Origin of the sequence: Acinetobacter sp. B51(2017) (genome assembly GCF_003711395.1) — a bacterium.
Classification (GTDB): domain Bacteria; phylum Pseudomonadota; class Gammaproteobacteria; order Pseudomonadales; family Moraxellaceae; genus Acinetobacter.
The window spans coordinates 95,361-111,768 of sequence record NZ_PJRJ01000003.1 but is presented as its reverse complement, the minus strand read 5'-3'; the positions used below and the strand labels follow the sequence as shown (position 1 = coordinate 111,768).

Annotated in this window: 16 protein-coding genes and 4 tRNA genes; 11 read left to right on the top strand and 9 right to left on the bottom strand. The window is 40.4% G+C overall.

The genetic code is table 11. The annotated features are described in order from the left end of the window. Nucleotides 1-65: 65 nt before the first annotated feature. The 3 genes from CYK47_RS02640 to CYK47_RS02630 all read left to right on the top strand — a co-directional run bounded on the left by CYK47_RS02640 (nucleotide 66) and on the right by CYK47_RS02630 (nucleotide 376). Nucleotides 66-150 (top strand) — tRNA-Leu (locus CYK47_RS02640). A gap of 34 nt (nucleotides 151-184) precedes the next feature. Continuing rightward, nucleotides 185-258: transfer RNA gene (locus tag CYK47_RS02635), tRNA-Trp, on the top strand. Nucleotides 259-291: 33 nt separating this feature from the next. Next, nucleotides 292-376: transfer RNA gene (locus CYK47_RS02630), tRNA-Leu, on the top strand. Between the two features lie 141 nt (nucleotides 377-517). Here CYK47_RS02630 and CYK47_RS02625 read toward each other — a convergent pair. Beyond that, nucleotides 518-721 carry a hypothetical protein gene (locus CYK47_RS02625; protein WP_122898659.1) on the bottom strand — a complete coding sequence of 68 codons (204 nt, stop codon included), beginning with the start codon at nucleotides 719-721 and terminating at the stop codon, nucleotides 518-520. Between the two features lie 460 nt (nucleotides 722-1,181). Between CYK47_RS02625 and CYK47_RS02620 the strand changes: the two genes are divergently transcribed. Further along, nucleotides 1,182-1,664, top strand: a complete 483-nt coding sequence (locus CYK47_RS02620) for a hypothetical protein (RefSeq protein ID WP_122898657.1) — start codon at nucleotides 1,182-1,184, stop codon at nucleotides 1,662-1,664. Nucleotides 1,665-1,721: 57 nt separating this feature from the next. Further along, nucleotides 1,722-1,988 carry a hypothetical protein gene (locus CYK47_RS02615; RefSeq protein ID WP_122898655.1) on the top strand — a complete coding sequence of 89 codons (267 nt, stop codon included), beginning with the start codon at nucleotides 1,722-1,724 and terminating at the stop codon, nucleotides 1,986-1,988. 15 nt (nucleotides 1,989-2,003) lie between these two features. On the opposite strand, the gene gloB is transcribed toward CYK47_RS02615, so the two are convergent. Further along, nucleotides 2,004-2,750 (bottom strand): hydroxyacylglutathione hydrolase, encoded by a 747-nt coding sequence (gene gloB, locus CYK47_RS02610; RefSeq protein WP_122898653.1) that lies wholly within the window; start codon nucleotides 2,748-2,750, stop codon nucleotides 2,004-2,006. 154 nt (nucleotides 2,751-2,904) lie between these two features. On the opposite strand from gloB, the gene CYK47_RS02605 reads away from it, so the two are divergent. Then, nucleotides 2,905-4,872 (top strand): acyltransferase family protein, encoded by a 1,968-nt coding sequence (locus tag CYK47_RS02605; protein WP_122898651.1) that lies wholly within the window; start codon nucleotides 2,905-2,907, stop codon nucleotides 4,870-4,872. Between the two features lie 33 nt (nucleotides 4,873-4,905). Here the strand turns inward: CYK47_RS02605 and CYK47_RS02600 are convergent, their stop codons facing one another. Beyond that, nucleotides 4,906-6,342, bottom strand: a complete 1,437-nt coding sequence (locus tag CYK47_RS02600) for a pyridoxal phosphate-dependent aminotransferase (RefSeq protein WP_122898649.1) — start codon at nucleotides 6,340-6,342, stop codon at nucleotides 4,906-4,908. 241 nt (nucleotides 6,343-6,583) lie between these two features. Between CYK47_RS02600 and msrB the strand changes: the two genes are divergently transcribed. The 3 genes from msrB to CYK47_RS02585 all read left to right on the top strand — a co-directional run bounded on the left by msrB (nucleotide 6,584) and on the right by CYK47_RS02585 (nucleotide 8,006). Next, nucleotides 6,584-7,003, top strand: a complete 420-nt coding sequence (msrB, locus tag CYK47_RS02595) for a peptide-methionine (R)-S-oxide reductase MsrB (RefSeq protein WP_122898647.1) — start codon at nucleotides 6,584-6,586, stop codon at nucleotides 7,001-7,003. After that, nucleotides 7,000-7,479, top strand: a complete 480-nt coding sequence (locus tag CYK47_RS02590; protein ID WP_122898645.1) for a glutathione peroxidase — start codon at nucleotides 7,000-7,002, stop codon at nucleotides 7,477-7,479. The genes msrB and CYK47_RS02590 overlap by 4 nt, the downstream gene beginning before the upstream one ends. Before the next feature lie 62 nt (nucleotides 7,480-7,541). After that, complete coding sequence (locus CYK47_RS02585; protein WP_122898643.1) at nucleotides 7,542-8,006, top strand: energy transducer TonB; 465 nt, start codon at nucleotides 7,542-7,544, stop codon at nucleotides 8,004-8,006. 22 nt (nucleotides 8,007-8,028) lie between these two features. Here the strand turns inward: CYK47_RS02585 and dapC are convergent, their stop codons facing one another. The 5 genes from dapC to CYK47_RS02560 all read right to left on the bottom strand — a co-directional run bounded on the left by dapC (nucleotide 8,029) and on the right by CYK47_RS02560 (nucleotide 14,349). Beyond that, nucleotides 8,029-9,198 carry a succinyldiaminopimelate transaminase gene (dapC, locus tag CYK47_RS02580; RefSeq protein ID WP_122898641.1) on the bottom strand — a complete coding sequence of 390 codons (1,170 nt, stop codon included), beginning with the start codon at nucleotides 9,196-9,198 and terminating at the stop codon, nucleotides 8,029-8,031. A gap of 24 nt (nucleotides 9,199-9,222) precedes the next feature. Beyond that, nucleotides 9,223-11,889: a [protein-PII] uridylyltransferase gene (gene glnD / locus CYK47_RS02575; RefSeq protein WP_122898639.1), complete on the bottom strand. Its 2,667-nt coding sequence runs from the start codon at nucleotides 11,887-11,889 to the stop codon at nucleotides 9,223-9,225. A gap of 27 nt (nucleotides 11,890-11,916) precedes the next feature. Continuing rightward, nucleotides 11,917-13,131: a formate-dependent phosphoribosylglycinamide formyltransferase gene (gene purT / locus CYK47_RS02570; protein ID WP_171407286.1), complete on the bottom strand. Its 1,215-nt coding sequence runs from the start codon at nucleotides 13,129-13,131 to the stop codon at nucleotides 11,917-11,919. A 144-nt stretch (nucleotides 13,132-13,275) separates the two neighbouring features. Beyond that, nucleotides 13,276-13,617, bottom strand: coding sequence for an L-valine transporter subunit YgaH (gene ygaH / locus CYK47_RS02565; protein WP_122898635.1), 342 nt, complete (start codon nucleotides 13,615-13,617; stop codon nucleotides 13,276-13,278). Then, on the bottom strand, nucleotides 13,618-14,349 hold the full coding sequence (locus CYK47_RS02560) for an AzlC family ABC transporter permease (RefSeq protein ID WP_164709137.1): 732 nt from the start codon (nucleotides 14,347-14,349) through the stop codon (nucleotides 13,618-13,620). It lies immediately after the preceding gene. A 115-nt stretch (nucleotides 14,350-14,464) separates the two neighbouring features. On the opposite strand from CYK47_RS02560, the gene CYK47_RS02555 reads away from it, so the two are divergent. Both CYK47_RS02555 and CYK47_RS15420 read left to right on the top strand, forming a co-directional pair. Further along, entirely contained in the window at nucleotides 14,465-14,953 is a 489-nt protein-coding gene (locus CYK47_RS02555; RefSeq protein ID WP_122898631.1) for a hypothetical protein, read from the top strand. 182 nt (nucleotides 14,954-15,135) lie between these two features. Next, on the top strand, nucleotides 15,136-15,279 hold the full coding sequence (locus CYK47_RS15420) for a hypothetical protein (RefSeq protein ID WP_164709136.1): 144 nt from the start codon (nucleotides 15,136-15,138) through the stop codon (nucleotides 15,277-15,279). Nucleotides 15,280-16,282: 1,003 nt separating this feature from the next. On the opposite strand, the gene CYK47_RS02545 is transcribed toward CYK47_RS15420, so the two are convergent. Next, a tRNA-Ile gene (locus tag CYK47_RS02545) sits at nucleotides 16,283-16,359 on the bottom strand. Nucleotides 16,360-16,408: the final 49 nt, after the last annotated feature.

Sequence of the window (16,408 nt, the reverse complement as noted above, 5' to 3'; positions counted from 1 at the left end):
TTAAACGATTTTTTTCAAAAAGTACTTGTCATTGAAAAATGATCTCTATAATATACACAGCCATCGGGGACGTGGCGAAATTGGTAGACGCACTGGATTTAGGTTCCAGCGCCGCGAGGTGTGAGAGTTCGAGTCTCTCCGTCCCCACCAATTTACTTAAGTAATTAAGTAAACTGGCCGAAGTAGAGGATTGGTGTAATGGTAGCATGACGGTCTCCAAAACCGTTCGTCAAGGTTCGAGTCCTTGATCCTCTGCCAACTTAAAGACTAACACTAGGTTAGCACCCTGATGGGGACGTGGCGAAATTGGTAGACGCACTGGATTTAGGTTCCAGCGCCGCGAGGTGTGAGAGTTCGAGTCTCTCCGTCCCCACCATCATATTAAAGCAAGGTTAAAGACCTTGCTTTTTTATTGCCTAAAATTAAATAACATATAAAAAAGCCCCATCATCGGGGCTTTCATTGAAATGTATTTACACCTCAATGTGGTTCTCTAAATAGACGTGAGGTAGTAAAGTTATGCTTTTAAATGATCCTCAAATTCTTCCCCAAGCTGTAGCGCTAAGGCATTGCCTGCTAAATCGCAAGTTACCAAACCATATTCTTTTTTAAAACTAAAGGTAAAACCCCGATTGTCAGCTAAACTTTTGACTGAATAACCCAATTTTTCTAACCAAATACGAAACGCGGTTAAATTTTTTGCTTTCACTACTTTTTTCACGAGAGAACTCCTGTATGTCTTGTTTGTGACTTAATAATATTAATAGGGATGCAGAGGAAATTTTTAAAGGGGCAATTTGTATTTTTCTGTTAAATAATATTTGAAACATTATGTAAAACTATTTTTTTTAATAAAGTGTGACATATTTTGCGTTTATTTTTATTAAATATTTATTTTATTATTCATATTTAATCCCAACTAAATTAATAGGGATTAAATATTTTAAAAAATATTGATAATAATTTTATATTCTATATAAGTAATTGATTTAAATTGACATTTTTATTTTTTATGGCTGTTTTTTAGCTTTTTTTTAGTTTAAATTATTGGCTAAGTTGTATTTATATATGCTTTGTGTATTTTAAAATTTTATATAAACATTATAATAAATTGGTAGTGACTTGATATATTTAAAATGTTTAACAATATTTTTAAAATTTGTGGGATATTTCTCATATTCTTGGGGATCAATGCTGCGCAAGCCAGTGTAAGTACAATTGATGATCAATTAACGGATTTGATTAGTCGAGTGGAATATCCAGCACGCAGTAAAGAGGAAGTAGATCGTTTAAATAGTCAGGTGGCACGTGCCAGCTGGCGTATTAAATGTTGGGTGCGAGTTTTTGAAGATACCAAAGTCTGTGTGATGCAAAAAAGTCACTTGACTGTGATGCGTTTAGAAGATAGCTATAGTGTCAGCATCGGCACTCAGCATCAAAAAAATAGCAGCACCACGATTCGCATTGATCAAGGCCAGCTTATACAGGCGCGTGAGGGTTTATATCGTGAAGCTTTACCCGTAATTGAGCAAATGAAGCGAGGCTACTATTTGTTTAGCCGCTATAAAATGTCAGAGAAGGGTAACTTGATTGAAAATAAAATTTCTTTGTTAGGCTTTACTGAAGCCTTTAATGATATGCAGCAGCAATATCGAAAACTTTAGCCAGCCATTACAGTAAACGCTATAATGACGCCAAACTGATCTGGTCGAAGGAAAATCATGCAAAGCGTTGAACAGCAGGTACAACAGCAAATCGAAGCCATGCAGCAACAGGCGCTTGAGCCTGTTGCAGTGCTGATTGGGCATGAAGATTGGTTATATTTTACCGAACAATCCAAAGTCGCCTATACGCCTTTTGGCAGTGCACGTCGTTATCAACCTGCGTTAGGTGGTTTGTTATTGGTGCGGGTCGATGCTATGCAGCAGTGTCAGGTGGTTAGCCAAGCCCAATTAGATGAATATGCTAAAACACATCAAATCTTATAAAAATAAGCCCTAAGTTTAGGGCTTATTTTTATAAAACTGGTCTTTCAGTTCACGTAGACGTTGAAATTCCGCCAAACTGTTGGCACGTAAAAAAGGGTTAGTGGCCAGTTCTAATTCAATGCAGCTGGGTAGAGTAGCAAGCCCTTGGTCACGTAATTTTTGCACAGTGATTAAACGATTTTTGAGCGCTAGATTGTCAGGTTCAACGTGTAGTGCAAATTGCGCATTAGACAGTGTATATTCATGGGTACAGTAGACTAAGGTGTCGCTAGGCAGAGCCGCTAAACGATTTAAAGAGTGATACATTTGCTCAAAGGTACCCTCAAACACTCGTCCACAGCCCATCGCAAATAGGGTGTCACCACAGAATAAAGTGTTTAAATTTTGAATATAATACACAATATGTCCTAAGGTATGCCCAGGCACTGCAATCACATCGATTGTTAAATCATGAAATTGAAATTGTTGTTCATGTTGCAATGGGTGGCTAATCAATGGAATTTTACTGAGTTCTTCACGCGGTCCATAGATTTCAATTCCACCTGCTACGATTAATTCAGGTACACCGCCAATATGGTCTTTATGCCAGTGGGTTAGCCAAATTTGTTTAAGTTCAAGCAGGTTTTGCTGACAAAAATCTGTGACCAATTGGGCTTCAGTTGGATCGACGACAATGGCTTGTTTTGATGGAATATGTTCAAGTAGCCAAATGTAGTTTTGTAGCTGGTTTTTTACATCTAAAAGATGAACTTTATAATCCATATTGTTCTCACACAGGTTGTTACTTTAAGGTTAAGGCAAATTTGTCCTATATATGCGAATCAATCGCATTATTTACGCACAGATTAGCAACAGACTACGTCTTTTGGTTAAAAAGGCGTAGACTAGCCACGTTTTTTCTCTCCCTATTGTCATTATGAGTGTTGCATATCGCGCGGATATTGATGGCCTACGCGCCATTGCTGTGTTGTTGGTGTTATTTAATCATTTAGGCTGGTCGTGGTTTGCTGGTGGTTATATTGGGGTTGATATTTTCTTTGTAATTTCAGGTTATTTGATTAGCTCGATTTTAGTCAAGGATCTCGCAGCCCAGCGTTTTTCTATCGCTAAATTTTATAAAAAGCGGGTGCTTCGTTTAGCCCCTGCTTATTTTAGTGTACTTGCTGTGGTGAGTGTTTTGGCTTGGCAAGTGATGCTACCTGATGAGTTAATGAAATATGCCCAAAGTGCCTTACATGGAACTTTTTTTATGGCAAATTTCTATATGAGCAAGGAAGTAGGGGATTATTTTAGTCAAAGTGTTGATAGCATTCCTTTATTGCATCTGTGGTCACTTGCGGTAGAAGAGCAGTTTTATATTTTTTGGCCGCTGATTTTACTCTTGTTGTTTAAAGTGAACAGACAAAAATATCTGTTAGCACTGATTACTGTGGGAATTCTTGCCTCACTGTATTATGCCCATCAGCAATTGCAGTTAAATGCAGAAAAAGCCTATTACAGCATGCCTGTTCGTGCTTTTGAATTATTGTTAGGTGCATTGTTGGTATTTTTACCTCGAATACAATGGTCGCGACTCTTAGGGCAAGTGCTGGTTTATGCCGCGTTAGTAGTGTTGGGCTTATGTAGCTTTTATTTTGATAAAACTACCAGTTTCCCAGGTGCGATGGCCTTGATTCCGTGCTTAGCAACGGCTGTCATTATTTATTGTGGGCAGCAACACGCCATAGCCAATCCACTATTGACTCATCCAGTCAGTCTTTGGTTGGGTAAAATTTCTTATCCTTTATATTTATGGCATTGGCCGTTAATTGTGTTTTCGGGTTATTACTTATTGCCACAACATTTAGCCAGCCAATTGGCGTTAGTGGCTGTGGTGATTAGCTTGGCTTGGTTGACCTATCGTTATATTGAGCAACCTTGTAAACGTTTTGCTGATGTGGCGGCATGGAAAGTGATTAGTGTCGGTTTTTTGGTACCAGCATTAAGTTTTAGCGTTGCGGCACAAGTGGTGCAACAGCAGGCGGGTTTCCCACAGCGTTTTTCTGCCACGGTGCAACAACAATTAGCCACTTTAAATAGTTTTGCCCATCGCTTACGTGGCAAATGTATTGGTTATCCAAGCGCAGCACAATTTTCCTCAGCTGAGGTATGTCATTTAGGGGTGGATAAACCCAGCGTAGACTTTATTTTAATTGGCGATTCACATGCCAATAGTGCCAGCGGTATGTTACATGTGTGGGCACAGGCCGCTGATTTACGTGGTTATGATGTCGCACAAAGCTCAACCCTGTATTTACCCGAAGTAGAGCGTTTAGGGCGTAAAGGCACACAGTGGCAGATCAATGCAGCATTTAAAACCCGTAATGATGCGATTACCCAGCACCTCGCACAGCAGCATTATCCAATGGTGATTTTAACTGGCTATTATCATGCTTATTTAGGTAATACCTTACAACTTCAAGATGGAGTGCATGAGCAGCGCAGTGAAATCCTATATCAAGGCTTAAAACGCGCCATTTCCAATGCACAGCAAGCCAGTGATCAAGTGGTGCTGCTATTGGATGTGCCAGAACTCAAACAAGTACCTGCCGATTGTCAAATGCGTGCGGAGATTTTAGGCCGTAACTTATCATGTGAATTTTCTAAACAAAGTGAGGCAAAAGTCGCTGCTGAGTTTAATCGGATCGTGCAGCAACTTAAGTACGATTTTCCAAAGCTTAAACTTATTGATCCTAAACAGGTGTTATGTCGTGCGGATCGTTGTAAATCTAGTGTGAATGGTCTGCCGATTTACCGTAATAAAGATGATGATCACTTAAGCTATCAAGGTTCAGAAGCACTAGGACGAGCTTACTTAGCCCAATGGGGTAATCCACTAAAATAAAAAAAGCCGCGAGTTAAATCGCGGCTTTGTTGCTTAACGCATTTTGGCTAAGAAGCGCCCTAAACGGGTTAGTGCTTCGCGCAGCTCATTCTCGGCAGGTAAGAACACCACACGGAAATGATCCGGGGTTGGCCAGTTAAAACCTGTACCTTGTACCAAGAGTACTTTTTCAGCGCGTAAAAAATCCAACATCAGTTTTTCATCATCTTGAATTGGATACACGTCTGGATCGAGTTTGGGGAAGCAGTACATTGCACCTTCTGGTTTAACGCAAGACACCCCTGGAATATCATTGAGCATTTCCCATGCGATATTACGTTGTTCATATAAACGGCCACCCGGACGAATCAAATCATTAATGGATTGATAGCCACCGAGCGCGGTTTGAATCGCATATTGCGCTTGATGGTTGGCACATAAACGCATGGATGCCAACATATCTAAACCTTCGATATAGTCAGTTGCGCGTGAACGATCGCCTGTAATCGCCATCCAGCCTGAACGGTAACCAGCAATTCGATAGGATTTAGATAAACCATTAAATGAAATACACAGTTGATCACCGGCAAGTGCTGCCACAGATACATGCTCAATACCGTCATAGACGATTTTGTCGTAAATTTCGTCGGCAAATAAAATTAAATCGTATTTTTTGGCTAATGCGACAATTTGCTCTAAGACATGACGTGGATAGACTGAGCCTGTTGGGTTGTTTGGGTTGATAATCACAATACCACGCGTATTGGGCGTGATTTTGCTTTCCATATCCACGATATCTGGATACCAATGGTTTTCTTCATCACATTTATAGTGAATCGCGGTACCACCAGATAAGTTTACCGCTGCTGTCCACAGTGGATAGTCAGGCATTGGCACCAGCATTTCGTCGCCATCATCAAGCAAACCTTGCATCGCCATCACGATCAGCTCAGAGACACCATTACCTACATACACGTCATTGACGTGCATATTGAGAATGCCTTTTTGCTGGTAATACTGACAAATCGCTTTACGTGCTGGGAAAATCCCTTTTGAGTCGGTATAACCAATGGCATTGGGTAGGTTTAAGGCTACATCATTAATAATTTCTTGCGGTGCTTCAAAACCAAAGGGTGCAGGGTTACCAATATTGAGTTTAATAATTTTATGACCCGCTTCTTCCATTTCATTGGCCGCTCGTAACACAGGACCGCGAATGTCGTAGCAAACGTGCTCGAGCTTAGAAGATTTTTTAATTTCGCGACGGGTTTTAAGTGTGTTCGAATTGGACATAGTGATAGTCTCTGAAAGCGTAGGGGTCACTTTTGCATAACGATATAAATAGCTTTTAAATGTCTCAGTTGTTACGAGATCTAAGTCATGCTCATCTCGAAGTAAGGCAACAATTTTTTCATGCGTGTATCCGACCTGTTGATATTGTTTAATCACAGGCAACAGATTTTTAAACATCACGCTTTTTTTTTGCGACATTTTTTCATCCTGAGCAAGAATAGCATTAAGCCTATCACTAATTTTGCTTACGAAAAAGCATTGAATGCATAATCTGCTTACTTTTTTTATTGAGTTTGCTTGCTTTTTGCTTTTGGGTTTGTATTCGCTGCCCTATATATATCTTTTGTAAAATCGATAATAAAGACTAGAATTTTTAAAATGAATCACGTAAATATGGGATTATCCTATTTTAAATAGCAAGATAGAAAGGGAAGCACCTATGGGAAAACTCAATAAAACAGAACGAGAATGGCAAAGAGAGTTATCACCAGAAGAGTTTCGCATTACGCGTCAAAAGGGAACTGAGCCTGCTTTTACTGGTAAATACTGGAATACCAAACAAGATGGAACTTATGTGTGTCGTTGCTGTGGCACACCGCTGTTTAGTTCAGAGACTAAATATGACAGTGGTTGTGGTTGGCCAAGCTTTTATCGCAGTATCAATCCCACCGCGATAGAAGAACATATTGATACCTCACATGGGATGGTCAGATCGGAAATTATTTGTCATCATTGCGATGCACATTTAGGCCACGTCTTTGATGATGGCCCTGAGCCGACTGGATTACGCTATTGTGTTAATTCAGCGTCATTAGAATTAAAAACAAATGAAAAAAATGATGAGGATACATATCCATGAGCAACATTTATCAGTTTCAGGCTGAGTTGTTAGATGGGCAGGAACAGTCTTTATCGGCTTATGCCGGTAAAGTTTTATTAATTGTCAATACTGCCAGTAAATGTGGGTTTACCCCGCAGTTTTCGGGTCTAGAAAAACTCTACCAACAATATCAACAACAAGGTTTAGAGATTTTAGGTTTTCCATGTAATCAATTTGGTGGACAAGATCCGGGAAGTAATAGTGAAATTGGCGCATTTTGTAAAAAAAATTACGGTGTGACCTTTCCAATGTTTGCCAAGGTCAATGTCAAAGGACCAGAAGCGCATCCAGTATTTCGTTATTTAACTAACAATAGTAAAGGGGTTTTGGGGAATGGGATTAAGTGGAACTTTACTAAATTTTTAATTGGGCGCGATGGGAGAATTATTCAGCGCTTTGCCCCCACCACCAAGCCAGAAAGTCTACAAGAAGAGATTGAAAAAGCGTTACAATAAAAAAAGTTTAAGGCGATTTATAAAATCGCCTTAATTTTCGCTATATTGAGGAGCCATACGTTATGAATAGACTACAGCAAGTGCTCACTGGTGCGTTGCTCGGTTGCATGACGACGATGAGCTTTGCTTATCCTGAAAATTTAGATGCTGCTTTAGAACAAGAATTAAAAGCTTTACTGACGACACAGCAAGACCCTTATATCCTAAAAGCAGATCCCGATTTAGAAAAAAAACTTAAAGCTCAGCAAAACAATAAAAATTATCAAGTAGGATGGGTGAGTCGACCAAAAATTGAATTTACCGATAGCGATTATAAAGGCTATAAAAACCCAATTCGTCTAAAACTTGTTGTATTGGCAGATGATGGACGTATTGTGAAAGCAGAAGTCGTCAAAAGCTCAGGCTCGAAAGCACTTGATGCTAAAGTGATTCAAGCTTTAGCATCTGCGCAATTAGAATCCATTCCAATGATGGATCGCAATGTGATTTATAGTTTTGTGCATGAATTTAGTATCAACAACTCTTAGCAGTTGTTGATACTGAGCAGGCTTAAAGGACGGCTTTTAAGCGTTCAATCGCTTCTTGGCATTGCTGTAAGTCTGCGACTAACGCTAAACGCACATGATTTTCACCCGGATTACCCGCTTGGGTGTCACGCGATAAATAACGTCCTGGTAACACTTTAATATGCGCTTTTTTCATTAACATTTTGGCAAAGCTTTCATCGTTATCCACTTTTAACCAATAATAAAAACCAGCATCAGGTTTTTTAAGCGGTAGTAAATGACCTAATTCTTGTTGGAATAACGCAAACTTGGCGCGGTATTGCACACGATTTTCTTCTACATGGCTTTCATCGTTCCATGCAGCAATGGATGCCAATTGATGTTGCACTGGCATGGCTGCGCCGTGATAGGTGCGGAATTTTAAATACGGTTTTAAAAGCTCGGCATCACCTGCCACAAAACCTGAGCGCATCCCTGGTAAGTTGGAACGTTTCGACAGAGAATGGAACACCACACAGTTTTGATAGTCATCACGACCGATTTCAGCACACACTTCAAGTAGTCCAACAGGCGCTTTGTCAAACCATAGTTCTGAATAGCATTCATCTGAAGCAATCACAAAACCATATTCATCAGATAGTGCAATCAGCTTTTTAAATTGTGCTTTAGACAATACTGCACCTGTCGGGTTACCCGGTGTGCAGACAAATAATAAGGCCGTTTTTTGCCATACTTCAGCAGGTACAGCGTCAAAATCGCCTAAATAGCCATTTTCTTCTGTGCAATTAATGAAATAAGGCTTGGCACCTGCTAATAAAGTCGCACCTTCATAAATTTGGTAAAATGGGTTTGGCATCACCACATACGGGGCATCATCACGATTGACTAAGGCTTGTACAAAAGAGAAGATCGCTTCACGCGTGCCTGATACCGGTAAAATATGACGATCTGCACTGATGCTGTTTAAGGCAAAACGACGCGTTAACCAGTTGGCAATGCTTTCACGTAGTTCAGGCAAACCTTTGCTGTTGGGATAGGTGGATAAGTGCTGAAAGTTATCAATAATCGCGTGTTTTACAAACTCAGGAGCAGGATGTTTAGGTTCGCCAATCGACAGTGGAATTAAAGGTAAATTAGCAGGTTGCACATCAGCAAAAAGTTGATTTAACTTTTCAAATGGATAAGGGTGCAATAATGACAAACTAGAGTTCATAGAAGCGATACCGATAAGTTTAAATTAAGATTGGCTACAGACTTGATGGGAAGCTTGATCGAGCGCGGCTTTTAAACGCTCGGCAAATACTTGCGCTTCTTCGGCACTCATAGCATGACCATCTTTTTTGGTAACAAAGAAAATATCTTCAGCACGTTCACCTAAGGTCACAATACGCGCTGAATGAATATCAAGCCCTTGCATCATGAATAAACCACCCACTTTGGCCAATAAACCAGGGTGGTCAAGGGTAGAAATTTCTACCATATTTTGTTGTAAAGCGGCATTAAAGCTAATATCCACGGTATTTTGAATATCAAAATGGCGTAATTGACGCGGAATACGGCGTTGCATTAAGCCCGGATACTGATCAGATTGACTTAAGGCACTGACCAAAGCATTCACCACGGTTGCTTCACGTTCAGGGTCGCTGAGTAAATTACCAAAGCGATCAAGTACCACATAGGTGTCTAAACTAAATGAGGTGCTGGCAGTAATGATGCGTGCGTCTTGCACATCCAAATTCATGCGGTCAAGTACGGCAACGGTAGTGGCAAATAAATTGGGTTGATCTTGAGTGTAAATAAAGATCTGTACCGCATCTTGTGCTGATTTACGGTGTGCGCGTAGCAACACTAATGGGGCAGGATTATCGCCATGGCGTAAAATGGCACGCGTATGCCAAGCAATTTCATCGGCTGATTCTTTAATAAAATACTCATCACCGAGTTCTTGCCAAACTTTTTCGACATCTTCTAAGGCAAAGTCATTGACAAGTAATTCGCTAGCGCTGAATTTAGTGTCTTCAATCAGCATTTGATAATCGACAGGACGACCTAAACCAGCACGAATCACATCACGGGCATGGGTATACAGTTGGCGCATTAAAGACGCACGCCAAGTATTCCAAAGTGTTGGATTAGTGGCATTAATATCAGCAACGGTTAAGGTATATAAATAGTCTAAATGTTCCATATCGCCGAGTTTTTCGGCAAATTCTTGTACCACATCAGGATCAGAAATATCTTTTTTCTGTGCGGTCATCGACATTAATAAATGGTTTTGAATCAGCCAAGCGACTAAATTACATTCACGTTCGGTAAAACCGTGGTTACGACAGAATTCAATCGCATCGGCAGCGCCCAATTCACTATGATCACCGCCACGTCCTTTGGCAATGTCATGGAAAATTGCAGCTAAATAGACAATATCGCGGCGTGCAAGGCGTTGAAATACAGAGCTAACCACTGGGAAGTCTTTGGCAAACTCTGGCTCTTTAAAGCGGTTTAAATTACGAATTAATAATAAGGTGTGTGCATCTACCGTATAAATATGGAACAGGTCATATTGCATTAAACCGGTAATTTGCCCAAAGGCAGGAATATAATTGCCCAATACGCCATAACGTTTCATGGCAACCAAAGTTTCATACAAACGATAAGGTGAGCGAATGATCGACATAAACAAGGCTTGATGGACGGGGTTATCACGGAAGGCTTGATTAATGCGTTTCGCAGCTAAGGTCAGTAAGCGTAAAGTGCGTGCGCGAATGCCTTCAATTTCGGGACGATTGGCCAGTAAATAGAAGATTTCTAAAATTGCACTTGGGTTTTCTGCAAAGATTTTATGGTGCTGCACCGCAAGTTTGTTATCAACCAATTTAAAGTTGGCATTAATATCAACAATTTCGCGCTCATATTGTGGTAAACGTGGGGTAATCACCGATTCATTAAAATACGCCAGCAGCATTTCATTTAAGGTCGAAACTTGCTGTGCGGTGCGATAGTATTGCTTCATAAATTGTTCAATTGGGTAATTGGGTGATTTACCTTCTTCTCGAACAAAACCAAATTTAGCAGCAATCTCGCGCTGATAGTCAAATAATAAGCGGTTCTCATCACGTTTGGTTAAACGATGTAGATAGTGACGAATTTCCCATAAGAAAAGTTCTGCTTGTTCTAAAACCTCTAACTCAAATTCAGAAATAAAGCCTAAATGTACCAAATCGTAAATACGATTAACACGGAAATGGCGTTTGGCAATCCAGCCAATTTGGTTGATATCTCGGATACCCCCTGGGGCATTTTTAATGTCAGGTTCTAGGTTGCTTTCGGTATTATTATGCTGCGCATAGCGTTTATGCTGTTCTTGCATTTTGGCATCAAAAAAGGTTTTATCCGTCCAACTTTGCGACACGATACGCCGTGGCCATTTGGCTAAGTTTTGATTACCGTCAATCAAACGTGCTTCAATTAAACTGGTGGCAACGGTTAAATCATGGGTGGCTTGGCTGACACAATCGGCAATGGTACGTACACTAATGCCAGGTTTAAAATTGCCCACATCCCACAAAGACGAAATAAAGGTCGAGATCTTTTGTTCGTTTTCGGGGCTAATCTGCTCTTCTGACAAAATCATAATATCTACATCAGAATAAGGCAGCATCTCACGACGTCCGTAGCCACCCACAGCAAATAAACCTAAGCCGCTATTTTGCAAATCAGCGTGTTGCCATAAAAACTGAAGAGCTTCATCAATTAAATCAGAACGGGTGCGAATAATATCGCGAATGGAGTAACCCTGTTCTAAACACTCTTGTAACTGCTGTTCTACATCACTGCGCCATTGGTTAATGGCTTTGATATCGTGGTGATCGTGGGTGTATTTGAGCAGAGGTAGAGTATTGATCATGAACAGGGTCCGTTATGATGTTAAAGCTTAAGGTTGTTTAATGCTGACTTGATCCGCCGCGTGCTTGGCCAATTGGCGTGCTTGGTCTGTATTTTTGGCACGAGCAGTAGCCACACCCATACGACGGCGTTTAAAGCCTTCTGGTTTACCAAACAGACGTAAGTCTGTATCGGGGTGAGCTAAAGCAAGATTTAGGCCAGAAAATCTTAAATTCTGGGCATCTACACCCGCATAAATGACTGCACTTGCAGCTACGCTATGCCGTGCTGTATTCACTGGCAAGCCTAAAATGGCACGGGCATGTAGTTCAAATTCACTTTGGAACTGTGAAGCTAAAGTCACAAGACCAGTATCATGCGGACGAGGTGAAACCTCACTAAACCACACTTTATCGCCTTTGACAAATAGTTCCACGCCAAAAATACCACAGCCACCTAAAGCAGTGGTAACTTTATGCGCAATGTGTTTGGCCTCAGTTAAGGCAGCGGCTGTCATGGCTTGAGGCTGCCAGCTTTCTACATAATCGCCAGCCTCTTGGCGGTGACCAATTGGGTCACAATATGAGGTTTCGATTACACCTGTTTCAGGGTTTTTACTACGCACGGTGAGTAAAGTGATTTCAAAATCAAAATCAATTTGTGCTTCTACAATCACGGTGCCTTGATTGACACGACCACCCGTTTGCGCATATTCCCATGCAGCATCTACTTCAGCAAATGAAGTAACGCGTGACTGACCTTTACCTGAAGAGGACATCACTGGTTTAACAAAGTTTGGATAACCAATGTCGTCACATGCCGCACGGAAACTTTCTAAATTATTGGCAAAACGATAAGCTGAGGTTGGAAGTCCCAATTCTTCTGCGGCAAGGCGACGAATCCCTTCACGGTTCATGGTCAAATTTACCGCTTTTGCCGATGGAATGACGTTGGCTGTACCCGCATTTTCAATTTCCACCAGAACTTCTGTGGCAATGGCTTCAATTTCAGGCACAATTAAATGAGGTTGAACTTGCGCAATTAAGTTTTTTAACGCTTCAGGATCTGCCATATTTAAGCTATAGCTAAAATGTGCCACTTGCATGGCAGGGGCATCAGCATAACGATCAGCTGCGTGAACTTCGACACCTAAACGTTGTAGCGAAATCACGACTTCTTTGCCCAGTTCACCAGAACCTAACAGTAAAACTTTAAATGCTGAGGCTTGTAGTGGGGTACCAATAGTTATACTCATGTGTAGGATCCTTTACGATTGAGTTTTTAGCATAGCAGAAGTCATGGTTTTTTTGAGGACGCATTTACTTAAAATAATGATATTAAACAACAGATTTTTTGATAAAGATTGCATGAAAAGTGCTGAAAAAAGGAGCTTAAAGCTCCTTTTTGTTTAAATGGGAAAATAGGTGTAGATCAGGCCATAGGTCAGAGCAGCCGTTAAGGTCGCAGGGACAATCTGCTTAAATTTAAAATAAAGAAGTGTAAGCACTAAAAACCCTATCAGCATAGCAACACTTTTATTGGGTGTTTCTACTAGCGGTGGTAAAGTGGCCACCACCAGCATGGCACTAATGGCAGCAATACCAATACTGCCTAAGGCAATTTTTAGCCACAATGCACCGCGTTTTTGTTCATCTTGCTTAAATTTTTGAATGACAAAAAATGGCCCAAAACGCGAAGCAAAATTGGCAATACCTACTACAATCCCGACTAAAATAATTTCAATATTCATTTAGGTTTGTCCTTGATATTCAGGATCAGGTTTTTTTAATACATAATGTTTAAACAGGCCGGCAAAAATCCCTGAGCTAATACCAATAAAAATTGCCGCGGATAAATCAATCAAATAACAGGCGATTGCAGAGACCACAACGGTGACTGCAACAATAAAGCTATGTTTACGTTCAAAGGCTGCCAATAAAAAGCTTAAGAATAAAGCAGGTAATAGGAAATCTAGCGCTGCTTGCAAAAATTGCGGCATTTGGCTGACTTGATCGGCAAACATACCCCCTAAAAATGAACCTGTTGCCCAAGACAGCCAGCTACATAAGCTTAAGCCCAGCATCCAAGATTCTGACCATTCTTGACGACGCTGCGACAGTTTAATCATGCCTGAGGCAAACACTTCATCGGTCAATCCCCAAGCCCAAACCGCTGTTTTCTTTAAATTGAGTTTATTGTCAATCAAATTATATAAGGCAGGGCCATAGAGCAAATGCCGAATATCAAGCGCAATGACAGTTAAAGCCGTCATCCAAATAGACGTGCCACTACCGAGTAAGGCCACCACTAAAAATTGACTGGCGCCTGCATACATCGAGCAAGATAAAAATAAAGCTTCCCATGCGCTAAAGCCAAATTGTGTGGCAGACACGCCAAAGGCAAAAGACACGGGTAAATAAGTCCAAATGATGGCTTGGCTATCTTTGGCGCCTTGCCAAAAGCCTGCGGGTTGCGTAGGCAATAATTGTTGTTCAGACACGACACACCTTGTGGGGGAGCAGAACTTAAGAGAAAGACGATTGAGTATTCTACGCGAATTCACTAGCATAGTGACGAAATGTTTTAAGGTGAGTCAAATGACATTCAAATTTGCGCCTCTTATGGCGGTCTCTGTACTGTGTGTGAGTGTCTTGCTACAAGGTTGCGGTCAAGATCAGCAAATTCAGCCTGAGATTAAAGCAGCGCCTAAACTCAGCAATGATGCCACTGAATATGCGGCTCAAGCATGGCAGTTGATCAACCGAGTGGATGTTTTGTTATATAACCAAGAACTGTCACGTCTTGAAAATGAGGTGCGTGTGCCAGCACGTAAACTCAGTACCGATTGGCGCATTAATGTTAAAATGACCGATTCTGTGACGGAAGGCAAATATGCGTTATGCCGTAAAGCGCTCACCAGTTTAGAAATTTGGGCGCGTAGCATCTTAGAAAATGCACCATCCGCTCCACAAAAGCAATTGGATTATGAGCGTGATAAAAAACAATGTGCCAATGCGCTTGAACATCCAGAACTAGGCAATACAGATCCCAAACAAAAGGGCAATGCGGTGGCTAAAACTGAATGAGCCAACTTGAAATATAGCGCAGCATATTGCTGCGCTTTTTTAGCACTAAAAAACGATTATACTTATATATAAAAACAATGAATAAATTTTATGTTTATAGTCTCTTAATTTGATAAAAGCTCTATAATATAGCCGAATAAGGTTGATTTAAGAGCAATATTTTGAAAATTGGAGTTAATTAAATGTTGAATAAATTGTTTTTAACGATCAGTTTGTGGGGTTTGTTGGCCACAGCAAGTTATGCCAATAATGCCTTACTGGCCAGTGAAGTGGCACTATGTAGTAATGGTTTTGATGATGTTGATGTGTGTCAATTGCGTTCATAATGCACAAATAAAGTGCAGGATGCATTTTAAAGAGTGGATGATGGCTTTACTTAGGCTTCGCTTCCAACAGGTACGGTTTTACGGTTAAATAAAATGTTTGCACTTGATATTAAAATAAAGCTAGCGATTGCTCAGTGTAATCGCTAAATATAAAAAGCGAGCAAATGCTGTATTAAGTCATCGCCTTTAGATCACGACGATTCATCTCAATCCAAAATACAACCGAGCATACCGATCACAGCGCTATTTTAGTACATAGAGAGCTAAAAAAAACTTTGCTAGAAAGCTTTAGATTATTACAAAGAATGTAAAAATAAATCAAAAACCCGCACTATCTTTAAGCTTGCATGCACCACTTTGGAGCTATGCATTAGCCTTGAGTTGCAATAAGGAAATGCAAATCGCTCTCGTATTAGTTGCCTTTAAAACTGTGATCGAAAAAACATCATTCTCTCAAATTCAAGAGCTTATTTCCTTATTAGAAAACCGATTTGGCTACGCGGTGATGTATCCCAATATTTTATTCTCCCTCAAAAAGTTAGGATGGTCACATAAATTTTTTTTCTTTACATATCTGCCTGTAAATTAAGTCGGTGCTGGATTTGAAGGGTATTTGCCTCAGTGGACGCTTGAAGATGGTGAAGGCCATATGTTTTATATTGATAAATCAGACATGCATATCAATGAAACCGCAGAATATGGTTGGTCTCTTAAAGCTAAACGTTGTCATGCTTTGAGATCAGGTGGGAACAGCGCAAGACACAATAGAAAAAGCATGCTTTGTGTTAAAGGCTAAAGTCAGATACATGATTGCTCAGAGCAATAAAACCCTTCAGGAAGCTTTAGATATGGTGGTTAAGATGATGGAGCTTATGTTTTATATTTAGTTATACAATGAAGCTCATTAAACATAATGTTGATTCAAGCTACTTACCATTTACTGACTAGCTTGCAAAAACAAAAAAACCACTTACGATTAGTGCACGTAAGTGGTCATTTTATATGGTGGGCCCAGACAGACTTGAACTGTCGACCAACGGATTATGAGTCCGCTGCTCTAACCAACTGAGCTATAGGCCCAAACGCTGCTATAAATGTTAAATATCAACATCTTCCTAGCGCAAAGAAT